Below are 13,919 nucleotides of genomic sequence, written 5' to 3' on the forward strand. Positions count from 1 at the left end.
CTGCGGACGCGGCCCGGGGGCTGCCCGGACGACGCCCGGACGACTCTGGCACGCCCACCCGCCGCTCGGCCAGAGCCAACCCGTCCGACGGCCGCCCCGGTCGCCCGATTCCCCTCCGCCGACCTGCCGTTCCCGCGCGAACTGCCCGTGGTGGAGCGCTGAGCCGCCGCGGTGGCGGGGCCGGGCTTGCGGGCACGAGGGATCATGGATCAGGATCCGCGTCATGACCTCCTCTCACCTCACCCACATCACCGAGCCGCCCGGTGTCGCCCCCGGCACCGGCTACACCCAGGTCGTCCACGGCAGCGGCCGAATCGTCCAGGTGTCCGGCCAGGTCGCGTTCGACGAGCACCGGAACCTGGTCGGCGCGGGTGACCCGAAGGCGCAGGCACGGCAGATCTTCGAGAACCTGCGCCGTTGCCTGGCCGCCGCCGGAGCCGGCTTCGACGACGTCGTGAAGCTCACCTACTTCATGACCGACATCTCCTACCTCTCGGCCATCCGCGAGGCCCGCGACGAGTGCCTGGGCTCCGGCCCGCTGCCCGCCTCCTCCGCCATGCAGGTGGCGGCGCTGTTCCTGCCCGAGGTGCTGATCGAGATCGAGGCGTTGGCGGTCGTCCGGGACTAGCCGGCGCGGGCGCCGCGCACCCTCTCCCCAGTGGTACAGACCTGTTGACGCATTGGTCCAGTCCTCCTACAGTTCCCATGCCTTGCCTCCCCACGGCACAGGCATCGATCGCACACGGGCCAATCACGGATCAACCAAGGTTCTACGTCACCCTGTTCAACCCCCACAGCCACAGGGAGAACCATGTCCGCTCGATCCCGGGCCGGGCGCCCGCACGTACGCAGCAGACTGCTCGCACTGCTCTCCGTCCTGTTCCTGCCCCTCGCCGCGCTCACCGCGCTGGCCGCCCCGGCGAACGCCGCCGGGAAGCTCACCGCCACCTTCACCACCGCCGACAACGGCTCCTGGTGGCAGGGCACCTACATCGTCCACAACGACAACGCGACCGCGGTGAGCGGCTGGACCCTGGAGTTCGACCTCCCGGCCGGCGTCACCATCGGCAACAGCTACAACGGCACGGCGACCGTCAACGGCCGGCACGTCACCGCCACGGCCGCGTTCTACAACTCCACCGTCAACGCCCACAGCACCACCGAGCCGTACAGTTTCTGGTTCGTCGGCAACGGCCCGGTCTCCACCCCGCTCAACTGCCGTATCAACGGCGACAAGTGCGACGGCACGGCGGACGTCCCGCCGTCCGCGCCGGGCACCCCGACGGTCACCGGGTCCACCGCGCACACGCTCGCGCTGAGCTGGCCGGCGGCCACCGGCGGGGACTTCCCGGTCGCCTCCTACGACGTGCTGAGCGGCGGCGCCGTGCTCGCCTCCAGCCCGTCCACCAGCGTGCTGGTCGACGGTCTCACCCCGGCCACCTCGTACACCCTGAGCGTCCGGGCCAAGGACAGCCGCGGCAACACCGGCCCGCTCAGCGCGTCCGTCACCGCGTCCACCTTCGACCCCTCGACCGACACCTCGCCGCCCACCGCACCGGCCAACCTCCGGGCCACGACGGTCGGTTCGACGGACGTGACGTTCGCCTGGAACGCCGCCACCGACAACGTCCGGGTCGCCGCGTACGACGTCTACCAGGGCGGCGCCCTGGTAGCGACGGTCACCGGCGGCATGCTCGGCGCGACCGTCGGCAGCCTCTTGCCGTCCACCACCTACACGTTCACCGTGAAGGCCCGGGACGCCGCCGACAACGCCTCGCCCGCCTCCGCCCCGCTCACCGTGACCACCTCGGACCTGGTCGGCGCCGGGAAGTACGCCCGGGTCGGCTACTTCGTCCAGTGGGGCATCTACGGCCGCCAGTACTTCGTCAAGAACCTGGACACCTCGGGCGCGGCCGCCAAGCTCGACGTCGTCAACTACGCCTTCGAGAACATCGATCCGGTCAACCTGACCTGCATGGCGGGCGTCACCAAGGGCACCACCGGCAACCCGGAGGACCCGGACCAGGGCACCGGCGCCGGTGACGCCGACGCGGACTACGGCCGGGCGATGAGCGCCGACCAGTCGGTGGACGGCGTGGCCGACGACGGCTGGGGCAAACTCCGCGGAAACTTCAACCAGTTGAAGAAGCTCAAGGCCAAGTACCCGAACCTGAAGGTGGTCGTCTCGCTCGGCGGCTGGACCTACTCCAAGTACTTCTCCGACGCCGCCGCCACCGACGCGTCCCGCCAGAAGTTCGTCAAGTCCTGCGTCGACACCTGGATCAAGGGCAACCTGCCGGCCTACAACGGCGCCGGCGGCGACGGCGTGGCCGCGGGCATCTTCGACGGCATCGACCTCGACTGGGAGTGGCCCGGCTCCGGCGACGGCCACCCGGGCAACCACTGGAGCGCCAACGACAAGAACAACCTGACCCTGCTGCTGGCCGAATTCCGCAAGCAGCTGGACGCGTTGGGCGGCTCGCACAAGCTGCTCACCGCCTTCACCCCGGCCGACCCGGCGAAGGTCGCCGCCGGCTGGGACCTCTCGAGGATCTTCGGCTCGCTGGACATCGCCAACGTCCAGGGCTACGACTTCCACGGCTCGGGCAGCGACAACTCCTGGGAGCCGAACCGCACCGGCCACGCCTCCAACCTCTACCAGGACCCGAACGACCCCTACACCACCCACTTCAGCATCGACGCGGCCGTCCAGACGTACCTGAACGCCGGCGTCAACCCGCGCAAGCTGACCATCGGCTTCCCGTTCTACGGGCGCGGCTGGCAGAGCGTCGCGGACGGCGGCGCGAACGGCGCCTGGCAGTCCGCGAACGGCGCCGCACCGGGCCAGTTCAGCGACGAGGCCGGGACCCGCGGGTACAACAACCTGATCACCAGCCTCTCCGGCCTCAAGGTCTACCACGACCCCAAGTCCGTTGCGACGTACGGCTACACGGGAGCCGGCGGGCAGTGGTGGAGCTTCGACGACGCCTGGTCGATCGCGCAGAAGACCGCCTACCTCAAGTCGAAGAACCTGCTCGGCGGCATGATCTGGGAGATGTCCGGCGACACCCCGTCCGGCACCCTGATGTCCGCGCTGGACACCGGGCTCAGGTAGCTCCGGAACGGCGCCACGAACAGAACGGAACGGCGCCACGAACGGAACGGGCCGGCGCCCCTCCCCGCAGCGGGGAGGGGCGCCGGCCCCGCGTCGCGACGACCCGGACTACCGCGAGGCCATCGCCATCAGCCGCCGCGCGGCCCGGTGCTGCCGCAGCACCTGGGAGAAGGAGGTCTGCCCCTGGGTGGTCCGGGCGAAGGCCCGCCAGGCGGCCGGCACCAGGCAGACCGCCGCGTGGAACAGGTACGGCCGCCGCTCGAAGGCGTTCAGCAGCTGCTTGCCCGCGCGCATCTCCACGCCCAGCCCGGCCTTGACCGCGAACGCGTAGTTCAGCGCCTCGCGCCGCACCGCCGCCGCGTCGCCCGCCTCGGCCACCTTCACCGCCCACTCGCCGGCCAGCCGGCCCGAGCGCAGCGCGTACGAGATGCCCTCGCGGGTCCACGGCTCCAGCAGTCCGGCGGCGTCCCCGGCGACCAGCACCCGGCCGCGGGAGAGCGGCGAGTCCTCGGCGCGGCAGCGGGTCAGGTGCCCGGACTCGACCTGCGGGGTGAACCCGGACAGGCCCAGCCGGCGGATGTAGTCCGCGAGGTACTGCTTGGTCCGCTCGCCGTCGCCGCGCGCCGAGATGACGCCGATGGTCAGGCTGCTGGTCTCGGTCTTGGGGAACACCCAGCCGTAACTGCCGGGCAGCGGGCCCCAGTCGAGGTGGATGCGGCCCGCCCAGTCGGCGGCGACCTGCGCCGGCACCGGGATCTCCGCCTCCAGGCCGAGGTCGATCTGGTCGAAGGTGACGCCGACGTGCCGGCCGATCCGGCTCGCGCTGCCGTCCGCGCCGACCACCGCGCGGGCCTCGAAGGTGCGCCCGTCGCCGGCCGTCACCATCGCCGTGCGGTGCTCACCGCCGCGCTGCTCGACACCGGTGACGGTCACTCCGGTGACCAGCACCGCCCCGGCCTGCTTGGCCGCCTGCACCAGGCGCAGGTCGAACTCGTCCCGGTTGACCAGGCCGAACAGCATCCGCTTGGACCGGCGGGTACGGGTGTACCTGCCGTCGTAGGCGAAGGTGACGGCGTGCACCCGGTCCTGCAGCGGCAGCCGGAAGTCCGGCGGGAGGCTGTCCCGGGAGGGGCCGATGATGCCGCCGCCGCAGGTCTTGTACCGGGGGTGTTCGGCCTTGTCGAGCAGCAGCACCCGGCGGCCCTGGGCCGCGGCGGCGTACGCGGCCGAGGATCCGGCCGGTCCGGCGCCGACCACCACGACGTCCCAGACGCCGTCCGGCGGCGCGGCCGCGTCGTCGATCGGACCGCCCTCGTCCGGGCTTTCGAGCGGGCTGCGGGAATCGGAGCTTCCGGAGTCAGTCACGTCGAGCAATCCTATGCGTCCGGCGGCGCCGGTCGAGCGCGCCGCCCCCGCGCGGGTACCACCCGGGCCCGGTTCGCCGGTGCGCTCCGGCGCGCCGGTGCCACCGAGCCCCTGAGCCCCGTCCGCCTCCCGCCGTCCGCCTCCCATCGCCCCCGCCCGCACCGCTCCCGCGCCTCACCCGCCGGAACACGCCGTTCCGCTCCGCCTATGATCGGCACTACCGCCAACCGCCTCCTCCGCCCGCACCACCCCCAGGGCGGACCGTCCCCCCGGAGCCCCGATGTCACAGCCCCTGGCCGACGCCGTCCGGTCCCTGATGGACCGTGCCCGCACCGACCTCGCCGAGCTGGTCGCCTTCCCGTCGGTCGCCGACCCGCGCCAGTTCCCGGTCGAGGAGTGCGAGAAGGCCGCCCGCTGGGTCGCCGACGCCTTCGCCGCCGAGGGCCTGACCGGCATCCGGCTGCTGGACACCCCGGACGGCACCCAGTCCGTCTACGGCGAGCTGCCCGGCCCCGAGGGCGCGCCGACGGTCCTGCTCTACTCGCACTACGACGTCCAGCCCCCGCTGGACGAGGACGCCTGGCTCAGCCCCGCCTTCGAGCTGACCGAGCGCGACGGCCGCTGGTACGGGCGCGGCGCCGCCGACTGCAAGGGCAACATCCTGATGCACCTGACGGCGCTGCGGGCGCTGCGTCAGGTGTACGGCGACGCCTACCCGGTCGGCCTGAAGATCATCGTCGAGGGCTCCGAGGAGCAGGGCACCGGCGGCCTGGAGCGCTACGCCGAGGCCCACCCCGAGCTGCTCACCGCCGACGCCATCGTCATCGGCGACACCGGCAACTTCGCCCCCGGCCTGCCCACCGTGACCACCTCGCTGCGCGGCATGACGGTCGTCGAGGCCACCGTCACCACGCTGGCCGGCAACCTCCACTCCGGCGCCTTCGGCGGCGTCGCCCCGGACGCGCTGCAGTCCCTGGTCCGGATGCTGGCCTCGCTGCACGACGAGAACGGCGACGTCGCGGTGGCCGGCCTGACCACCGACCAGACCTGGACCGGGGTGCAGTACCCGGAGGAGCAGTTCCGCTCCGACGCCAAGGTGCTCGACGGCGTCGCGCTGACCGGCACCGGCACCATCGCGGACCGCCTCTGGGCCCGCCCGTCCGTCACCGTCCTCGGCATCGACGCCCCGCCGGTGATCGGCGCCACCTCCTCCGTCCAGGCCACCGCCAAGGCCCTGATCAGCCTGCGCGTCGCGCCGGGCACGGACACCCTCGCCGCCCAGGACGCGCTGGTCGCCCACCTGGAGGCACAGGTCCCGCTCGGTGCCCGGCTCACCATCGAGCGCCAGGGCAACGGCGCCCCGTTCCGCGCCGACGTCAACGGCCCGGCGTACGAGGCGATGGGCGAGGCGATGGCCGAGGCCTTCGGCACCGCGATGGTCGCCTCCGGCGAGGGCGGCTCGATCCCGCTCTGCAACACGCTGCGCTCGCTCTACCCGCAGGCCGAGATCGTGCTGATCGGCGTCGAGGAGCCGACCGCCCAGATCCACGCGGTCAACGAGAGCGTCGACCCGCAGGAACTGGAGCAGATGGCGCTCACCGAGGCGCTGTTCCTCCGCCGCTACGCCGAACTGCGCTCCGCCTGACGGACCCGACGGGCCTGCCCGGCCTGGTCGGCCCGGCCGGCCCGGCCGGCCTGACGGGCCTTCGCGGCGGCGCCCCGCGGGGCCTCCCCCGGGGCGTCCGGCCGCCCGCCGCGCAACCGGCGGGCGGCCGCCAGCACCGCCGCGTAGCCGACCGCACCCACCGCGAGCCCGGCCCCGGCACCGAAGCAGACCTCCGGCACCAGGTTCCGCCGCAACGGGCTGAGCCGGTGCAGCACCCCGGCGGCCGTCGCCGCGCCGAGCAGCGCGACGGCCGCCCGCCGGGCCCGGGGTGTGAGCCGCACGGCCGGCCGTACCGGCTCGACGGCCCACACCGCACGCGCGGCCCAGCCGCCCAGCGCCACCAGGGCGAGCGCCGAACTGCCGTACTGCAGCGCCTCGTACAGCGGGACCCCGGCCACCGGCCGGTCCAGCACGGGCAGCAGCCTCGTCCCCAGCCGGTCCCCGTGGGTGAACGCGTCCCAGCCGACGTGGGTGGCCGCGCCGATCGCCGCCGAGGCCGCGAACCACGCCGCGCCGCGGACCGTAGCGCCGGCCGTACCTGCGTCACCGAGCCCGCGGGCCCCTCCGGCCCGCCGGGCGGTCAGCGCCTCGGCGCCACCCGCCCAGCGCTCGGGCAGCAGCGCCACCGCCGGTCCGCGCAGCAGCCCGTGCCAACCGGCCACCAGCGCGCCGGCGACCGCCACGTCCAGCGTCGGCACCGCCCACCAGCGGTGCGTCAGCCCGCCGTGGCCGTACACCCCGGGCAGCAGGGACTCGGCGAAGAACGGCACGTCCGGCGCCATCGACCCGGCGACGAGCGCCGACGCCACCAGGGGCCCGCGTGCCCCGGCGGCGCGCAGCAGGGGCAGGACGGCGGCGGGATGGCTCAGCGTGAACGGCATGCCCCCATCCTCCCGCCCGCGACCGCGACCCGGCGCGCCGGGAGGCGTCGGGAGGCCTCCGGCAGGCCGCCACGCCGCCCCAGCCCCCGCCCCCGCGCGCCGACCGGCCGCTACACCGCGTCCGCCGTGCTCGCCAGCCCCACGGCCACCCGGCTCCCCGCCTCCAGGTACCGCAGCTCCCCGCTCCGCCTGGCGTCCAGCGCGGCCGCCAGCCGCCGGTAGCGCCCGGGGGGCAGCAGCTCGCCGGCCTCCTCCAGGGTGACGAAGCGCCAGCTGCGCAGCTCCTCCTGCTGGAGCAGCAGGTTCCGCCGGCCCTCCTCGTCCAGCAGGCCGCCGTCGTACACCAGCCGCAGGCCGCCGCGGCGCGGGCCGGTGCGCGGCTCCCAGTCGACGGCGAGCAGGCGCAGCGTGGACGGGTCCAGACGCAGGCCCAGCTCCTCGGCGGTCTCGCGCAGGGCGGCGTCGGTGGGGGCCTCGCCGCGCTCGACCACCCCGCCGGGGAAGTCCCAGTCGGGCTTGTAGACCGGGTCGACCAGCAGCACCCGGTCCTGCTCGTCGAAGAACAGGACGGCGGAGGCCACGGTGTCCCCGGTCGGGTCCGGGGTCTGGGCGATCGGACAGCGGGCGGCGCCGACCCGGACCAGTTCGGCGATCCGGTGCGCGGTCTCCCGGGGGGAGAGCTCGCCGGTGTCGATCATGCGGGCGTCGCCGACCAGCCAGCGGCGGGCGGCGCGGTAGCGGGGCAGGTGTTCGAGACACCAGGCGCGGACCCGCTCGCTGCCCTCCGGGTCGCCCGGGCACTCGTCGCGGTGGGCTATGCGGTCGCGCAGGATCGTTTCTTCAGGGTCCAGGACGAAGTGGTGCACCGTGATCCCGTGCGAGGCCAGGTCGCCGAAGATCTCGTCCCGGTAGTCCTCCCTGAGCAGGGTCATCGGGACCACCAGCGGGCCCCCGACCTCGCCGAGCAGCGCCGCCGCCGTCTCGGGGACGAGCCGGCGCCACGCCGCCAGGTCCTGGAAGTCGGACACCGTCGCCAGCCGGTCGGCCGGGAGCATCCGGCGCAGGCCGAAGCCCACCAGCTCGGGATCGAAGAGCACGCTCCCGGGCAGCAGTTCCACCAGCTCACGGCAGGCACTCGTCTTGCCCGCCCCGAATGTGCCATTGACCCAGACGATCACAACGTCCCCTGCCCTCGACTTCCCCCGATGCCGTTCGCACCGGGCAGCGCCCCCGTCGGTCGAACCAGCGCCACCCGTGGTGGTACCCGCGCCACGCCGCTCCCCATGCCTGTCCGACGCGCCCGCCCGCACGCCCCTCTCTGCCCCGTGACAGCGGCATGTGCCCAGGTCAGAAGCCCATGCATGGAAATATGCAGACCGGTCTACATCAATATTGCACCCCTTCACCACTGCTAGGGCACAGGGCGCCCGATGGGTCGACTTGCCGCGCGCGCCCCGCTCGCACGCTTCCGTACACCCCTCCCCTTACGCTCCGAGCCCCCGCGTGCGCGCCCCATGCCGTGCCCCGGCCCGCACACGTCCCCCCACCCGCTCAGGCCACCGACCACCGCCCGCCGACCGCCGGCCTCCTTGCGCCGCCCGCACCGCGCCGCGTACAGAGGAACGATGAAGCTGCTTCCCGCCGGCCGTGTGGTCGTCATCGGCTCGGTCAACACCGACCGCATCCTCCGCTGCCCCGTGCTCCCCTCCCCCGGCGAGACCGTCCTCGCCACCGCCGCCGGCCGGGGCTTCGGCGGCAAGGGGGCCAACCAGGCGGTGGCGGCGGCCCGGATGGGGGCGGCGACGCACCTGGTGGCCAAGGTCGGGCGGGACGCCGAGGGCGAGGCGGCCCGTGCCGATCTGCACGGCGCGCAGGTCGAGACGGGCGCCGTGCTTGTGCACCCGGACGCGCCCACCGGTCAGGCGATCGTCATGGTCGACCCGGCCGGGGAGAACAGCATCGTCGTCGTCCCCGGCGCCAACGCCCACCTCACCCCGGAGGAGGTCACCGCCGCGCTCGGCCGCCTCCGGCTGCTCCCCGTCGACGTGGTCCTGACCAGCAACGAGGTCCCCGCGGAGTGCATCCGCGCGGTCGCCGCCGCGCTGCCCGCCGCGGGCGCCTCGGGCGGCACCCGCTGGCTGCACAACACCGCGCCCGCCGGCGCGCTGCCTCGGACCGGCCCCACCGGACGGCGCCCGCTGGTCGTCGCGAACGCCGTCGAGGCCCGCCAGCTCACCGGCGCCGCCGACGTCACCGAGGCCGCCCGGGCGCTGGCCGAACGCGCCGAGGGCGCCGTGGTCACCCTCGGCGGCGAGGGCGCGCTGGTCGTCGTGGACGGAACGCCGGCCCGGCTGCCCGCCCCGACCGTCCGGGTGGTCGACACCACCGGTGCCGGCGACGTCTTCTGCGGCGCCCTCGCCGCCGGACTCGCCCGCGGCGCGGGGCTGACCGACGCGGCCGCCACCGCCGTCGCCGCCGGGGCCTTCGCCGTCACCGGCCTCGGCGCGCGCGGTGCGCTGCCCCGCCCAACGGACCTCTGAGCGCGCGTCGGAAGCCGCCCGCCGCCCATCGCCCGCCCCCGGCCCGGTCCGGCACGGCACGGCACGGCACGCGGAACGCCCGCGGAACGCGCGCCGTGGCCGCCGGACGACCCGGCGGCCCCCGACGGGCGGTTGGCGACGCCGCTACGGGCGCCCCATGTAGGCGGGGTAGTAGCCGCTGCTGATCCCCGAGATCCGGACCTTGGTCCCGGGCCGCGCGGCCTCGACGTACCTGTTGTCGCCCAGGTAGATCGCCACGTGCTGGATGCCCCGGGGCGTCCCGTCCGGCGACCAGAACAGCAGGTCACCGCGGCGCAGCTGACTCGCCTTGATCGGCGTGGTCGCCGCGTACTGGTCGTTGGCCACACGGGGCAGGCTGATCCCGCCGTGCCGGAAGGCCTGCTGCACCAGGCCCGAGCAGTCGTAGCCGTCCGGCCCGTTGCCGGCCGTGCGGAACGGTACGCCCAGCTTGGAGAGCGCGAACTGCACGGCGGCCTCGACGTTCGGGTCCTGCGCGACCGAGTCCTCGGTGTGGCCCGCGCCCCCGGAGCCCGAGGAGCCGCGGCCGGTGCGCTCCAGGTAGATGTCGTAGTGCGAGGTCCAACGCCACTCGCCCTTGCTGTTGCGGAACCAGTAGCGCGATCCGTCCCAGCCCTCCTTGATCCCCCCGGAGCCGGTCGTGGCCTTGGCCGCGGAGGCGGAGCCGCCCCCGGTGCGGGCCGCGTACACGCTGTAGTGCGAGGTCCAGCGCCACTGCCCCTGGCTGTTCTTGAACCAGTACCGGGAGCCGTCCCACCCGGCGTGCGCCGGGGCGGACTCGGCGGCCGCGGGGCTGACGCCGGTGCCGAGGCCGATCACGCCCGTGCCGGTCGCGATCACGGCCACCGCGGCGATCCCCCGACGGAGCCGCGAGGTGCGGGACGGACGGGAGGTGCGGGCGGTGGCAACGTCCTGCTGCCCGGTCGGTTCGCCGGCGGCCTCCGGCGCGCCGGTGTTGACGGTGGTCATCGTGCTGACTTCCTTCACTGCTGCGGATCGCTGCGGACTGCGGCGGACTGCAGCGGATTGCTGTGACCGGCCGGTAGTGGCCGTGCTTGTCGGCAGAGCCCCCGCCCGGCGCGCCGCGGCTTCCGGTCCTGCGACCGGAATCCGCGGCACGCCGCCCAGGGGTTCGGTTCTGCCTGCGTGTCACGTTAGGCACGCGTCCGCTCACTGCGCGCAGTGGAGTGCGCCAAATGGAAGGGGCACCGGGGTTGAGCACCGACGGCACATCAGGGTGAACGGCCGTCATCCGAGGAGGCGTCAGGACACCCCCCTCAGCGGCCGCCGGCCTCCGCCAGCAGCTGCTTCTTCAGCACCTTCCCCAGGGCGTTCCTGGGCAGTTCGGGCACCAGGACGACCCGCCGCGGCCGCTTGTGCACCGAGAGCCGCTCCGCCACGAAGGCCGTCAGCTGATCCCCCGTCACGGCGCGGTCGGGAATGACGTACGCGACGATCGCCTGTCCGAGGTCCTCGTCCGGCACGCCGACGACCGCCGCGTCGGCGACCGCCGGGTGGTCGCGCAGCGCGGCCTCCACCTCGCCCGCGCCGATCCGGTAGCCGCCGCTCTTGATCAGGTCCACCGAGGCGCGGCCGACGATCCGGTGGAAGCCGTCCGCCCCGATCACCGCGACGTCGCCGGTGCGGAACCAGCCGTCCGCCGTCCACGCCTCGGCGTCCGCGTCCGGCCGGTTGAGGTAGCCGCTGAACAGCGTCGGGCCGCAGACCTGCAGTTCGCCGACGCTCTCCCCGTCGCTGGGCACCGGCGCGCCGTCCTCGCCGACCAGCCGGGTCCTGACCCCGTCCACCGGCAGCCCGACGCTGCCGGGGCGCCGCTCGCCGTCGGCCCGGGTGCTGACCGTGATCAGCGACTCGGTCATCCCGTACCGCTCGATCGGGGCGTGCCCGGTCAGCGCCGCCAGCTTCTCGAACACCGGGACGGGCAGCGGCGCGCTGCCGGAGACCAGCAGCCGGGCCGGGGCGAGCCGGGCCGCCGCCTCCCGGTCCGCCGCCAGCCGGGACCAGACCGTGGGCACCCCGAAGTACAGGCTGCCGCCGGCCTCCGCGTAGCCCGCCGGGGTGGGCCGCCCGGTGTGCACCAGCGCGCTGCCGGTGCGCAGGGCGCCGAGCACGCCGAGCAGCAGCCCGTGCACGTGGAACAGCGGCAGGCCGTGCACGAGGGTGTCCTCGGCGGTCCACTGCCAGGCGGCGGCGAGGGCGTCCAGGTCGGCGGCGATCGCCTCGCGCCGGATCACCACGCCCTTGGGCGCGCCGGTGGTGCCCGAGGTGTAGAGCACGAAACCGGTCGACTCGGCGGCCGGCTCGGCGTAGGTCGTGGCGGAGCGCTGCGCGGTGTCCACCGGCAGCCCCGCCACGGAGGTGTCCTGCGGCAGCTCCTCCCCGACGGCGTGCGCGAGCAGCGCCGCGCCCGAGTCGCGCAGGATGTGCTCGCGCTCCTTGGGCCCCGAGTCGGGCGGCAGCGGCACCACCGGGACGCCCGCCAGCAGGCCGCCGACCACGGCGGTGACGGTCTCGACGGTGGGCCGGGCGAGCACCGCGAGCGCCGGGGCGCCGGCCACCCGGTCGGCGACGGCGGTCGCCGCGCCCAGCAGGTCCTCCCGGGAGAGCGTCCGCCCGTCGATCCGCAGCGCCCGCGCCGCGTCGCCGAAACCGCCCTGAAGTGCCGTCAGCAGTGCCATGCCACCGTCCTCGCCTCGTTCCACGCCACCGCGCCGCGCCCGTGCGCCACGCGCTCGTCCCGCGTGTCCGCCTCCGCGTCACGCGCCGGCGCCGACTCTACGGGCGCCGCCCCGCCCGCCGTGCTCCGGGACGGTCGGGCGGCGGCTCGGGGCATGCCGGAGGGCGTGGCACCGAGCGGTACTCGGTGCCACGCCCTCCGTCGTCGTCGCGGGATCAGGCCTTGCGGGCCTTCACCTCGGCGGTGAGCTGCGGCAGCACCTGGAAGAGGTCGCCGACCACGCCGTAGTCGGCCAGCTCGAAGATCGGGGCCTCGGGGTCCTTGTTGACGGCCACGATGGTCTTCGAGGTCTGCATGCCGGCCCGGTGCTGGATCGCGCCGGAGATGCCCGCCGCGATGTAGAGCTGCGGGGAGACCTGCTTGCCGGTCTGGCCGACCTGGCTGCTGTGCGGGTACCAGCCGGCGTCCACGGCGGCGCGCGAGGCACCGACGGCCGCGCCCAGCGCGTCGGCGAGCTCCTCGACCACGCCGAAGCCCTCGGCGGCACCGACGCCGCGGCCGCCGGAGACCACGATCGCGGCCTCGGTCAGCTCGGGACGACCGGAGGACACCCGCGGGGTGCGCGAGGTGACCTTGGCGGCGTTGCCGGTGAACTCCACGGCCACGTTCTCCACCGCACCGGCGGCCGGGGCGGCCTCCGGGGCGACGGCGTTCGGCTTGACGGTGATGACCGGCGCGCCCTTGGTGACCTTGGACTTCACCTGGAAGGACGCGGCGAACACCGACTGGGTGGCGACCGGGCCGCCGTCGCCGGCCTCCAGGTCGACGGCGTCGGTGATGATGCCGGAGCCGATCCGCAGCGCGACGCGCGCGGCGACCTCCTTGCCCTCACCCGAGGACGTCACCAGCACGGCGGCGACGTCGTTGGCCTTGGCGATCTGGGCCAGGGCGTCCACCTTCGGGACGACCAGCCGGTCCGCGAACTCGGCGCCGTCGGCGACGTACACCTTCGCCGCGCCGAACTCGCCGGCCTTCGCCGCGATGTCGGCCGCGGCCGCACCGGCACCGAGGACGACGGCGGACGGCTCACCGATGCGGCGGGCCAGGGTCAGCAGCTCCAGGGCCGGCTTGCGAACCGCACCGTCGGCGTGGTCCACCAGAACCAGGATCTCAGCCATGATTCGTTGCTCCTGATCGATCGTTGGATGCGCGAACGGGTGGGACTAGATGAACTTCTGGTCGGCGAGGAAGCCGGCGAGCGCCTTGCCGCCCTCGCCCTCGTCCTTGACGACCGTGCCCGCGGTACGCGCCGGACGCGCCGCCACCGACTCCACCGTCGTCCACGAACCCGCCAGGCCGACCTCGTCCGCCTCGATGCCCAGGTCGTCCAGGTCCAGCGACTGCACCGGCTTCTTCTTCGCCGCCATGATCCCCTTGAACGACGGGTACCGGGCCTCACCCGACTGGTCCGTCACCGAGACCACCGCCGGCAGCGAAGCCTCCACCAGCTCCGTCGCCGTGTCCCCGTCACGACGGCCCCTCACCACACCGCCCTCGACCGACACCTCCGACAGCAGCGTCACCTGCGGCACACCCAGACGCTCCGCCAGCAGCG

General features: G+C 74.5%; 11 protein-coding genes. 4 read left to right on the forward strand and 7 right to left on the reverse strand.

Annotated features, from left to right (window positions below; all coding sequences use genetic code 11):
• The first annotated feature begins 223 nt into the window (after window positions 1-223).
• Window positions 224-628, forward strand: a complete 405-nt coding sequence (locus tag ACGF13_RS37820) for a RidA family protein (RefSeq protein ID WP_392883943.1) — start codon at window positions 224-226, stop codon at window positions 626-628.
• A gap of 183 nt (window positions 629-811) precedes the next feature.
• Window positions 812-3,115 carry a glycosyl hydrolase family 18 protein gene (locus ACGF13_RS37825; RefSeq protein ID WP_392883944.1) on the forward strand — a complete coding sequence of 768 codons (2,304 nt, stop codon included), beginning with the start codon at window positions 812-814 and terminating at the stop codon, window positions 3,113-3,115.
• A gap of 108 nt (window positions 3,116-3,223) precedes the next feature.
• On the opposite strand, the gene ACGF13_RS37830 is transcribed toward ACGF13_RS37825, so the two are convergent.
• Window positions 3,224-4,480 (reverse strand): geranylgeranyl reductase family protein, encoded by a 1,257-nt coding sequence (locus ACGF13_RS37830; RefSeq protein ID WP_392883946.1) that lies wholly within the window; start codon window positions 4,478-4,480, stop codon window positions 3,224-3,226.
• A gap of 280 nt (window positions 4,481-4,760) precedes the next feature.
• On the opposite strand from ACGF13_RS37830, the gene ACGF13_RS37835 reads away from it, so the two are divergent.
• The gene (locus tag ACGF13_RS37835) at window positions 4,761-6,125 is read left to right on the forward strand and encodes a dipeptidase (protein WP_392883947.1); all 1,365 of its coding nucleotides are present in this window, start codon (window positions 4,761-4,763) and stop codon (window positions 6,123-6,125) included.
• Here the strand turns inward: ACGF13_RS37835 and ACGF13_RS37840 are convergent.
• Together ACGF13_RS37840 and ACGF13_RS37845 are read right to left on the reverse strand one after the other, a co-directional pair.
• Entirely contained in the window at window positions 6,101-7,027 is a 927-nt protein-coding gene (locus tag ACGF13_RS37840; protein ID WP_392883949.1) for a DUF4184 family protein, read from the reverse strand. The two genes, ACGF13_RS37835 and ACGF13_RS37840, sit on opposite strands and share 25 nt — an antisense overlap.
• 110 nt (window positions 7,028-7,137) lie before the next feature.
• Window positions 7,138-8,205 carry an NUDIX domain-containing protein gene (locus ACGF13_RS37845; protein WP_392883950.1) on the reverse strand — a complete coding sequence of 356 codons (1,068 nt, stop codon included), beginning with the start codon at window positions 8,203-8,205 and terminating at the stop codon, window positions 7,138-7,140.
• Between the two features lie 447 nt (window positions 8,206-8,652).
• On the opposite strand from ACGF13_RS37845, the gene ACGF13_RS37850 reads away from it, so the two are divergent.
• Window positions 8,653-9,567: a PfkB family carbohydrate kinase gene (locus ACGF13_RS37850; protein WP_392883951.1), complete on the forward strand. Its 915-nt coding sequence runs from the start codon at window positions 8,653-8,655 to the stop codon at window positions 9,565-9,567.
• Between the two features lie 144 nt (window positions 9,568-9,711).
• On the opposite strand, the gene ACGF13_RS37855 is transcribed toward ACGF13_RS37850, so the two are convergent.
• The 4 genes from ACGF13_RS37855 to ACGF13_RS37870 all read right to left on the reverse strand — a co-directional run.
• Window positions 9,712-10,575: a C40 family peptidase gene (locus ACGF13_RS37855; protein ID WP_392883953.1), complete on the reverse strand. Its 864-nt coding sequence runs from the start codon at window positions 10,573-10,575 to the stop codon at window positions 9,712-9,714.
• Window positions 10,576-10,883: 308 nt separating this feature from the next.
• Window positions 10,884-12,305, reverse strand: a complete 1,422-nt coding sequence (locus ACGF13_RS37860) for an acyl-CoA synthetase (RefSeq protein ID WP_392883954.1) — start codon at window positions 12,303-12,305, stop codon at window positions 10,884-10,886.
• Between the two features lie 214 nt (window positions 12,306-12,519).
• Complete coding sequence (locus tag ACGF13_RS37865; protein WP_392883955.1) at window positions 12,520-13,482, reverse strand: electron transfer flavoprotein subunit alpha/FixB family protein; 963 nt, start codon at window positions 13,480-13,482, stop codon at window positions 12,520-12,522.
• 45 nt (window positions 13,483-13,527) lie between these two features.
• Window positions 13,528-13,919 (reverse strand): electron transfer flavoprotein subunit beta/FixA family protein (locus tag ACGF13_RS37870; RefSeq protein WP_392883956.1); only part of this gene is annotated, 392 nt, incomplete at its 5' end.

This window comes from Kitasatospora sp. NPDC048286, from assembly GCF_043201735.1.
Classification (GTDB): domain Bacteria; phylum Actinomycetota; class Actinomycetes; order Streptomycetales; family Streptomycetaceae; genus Kitasatospora.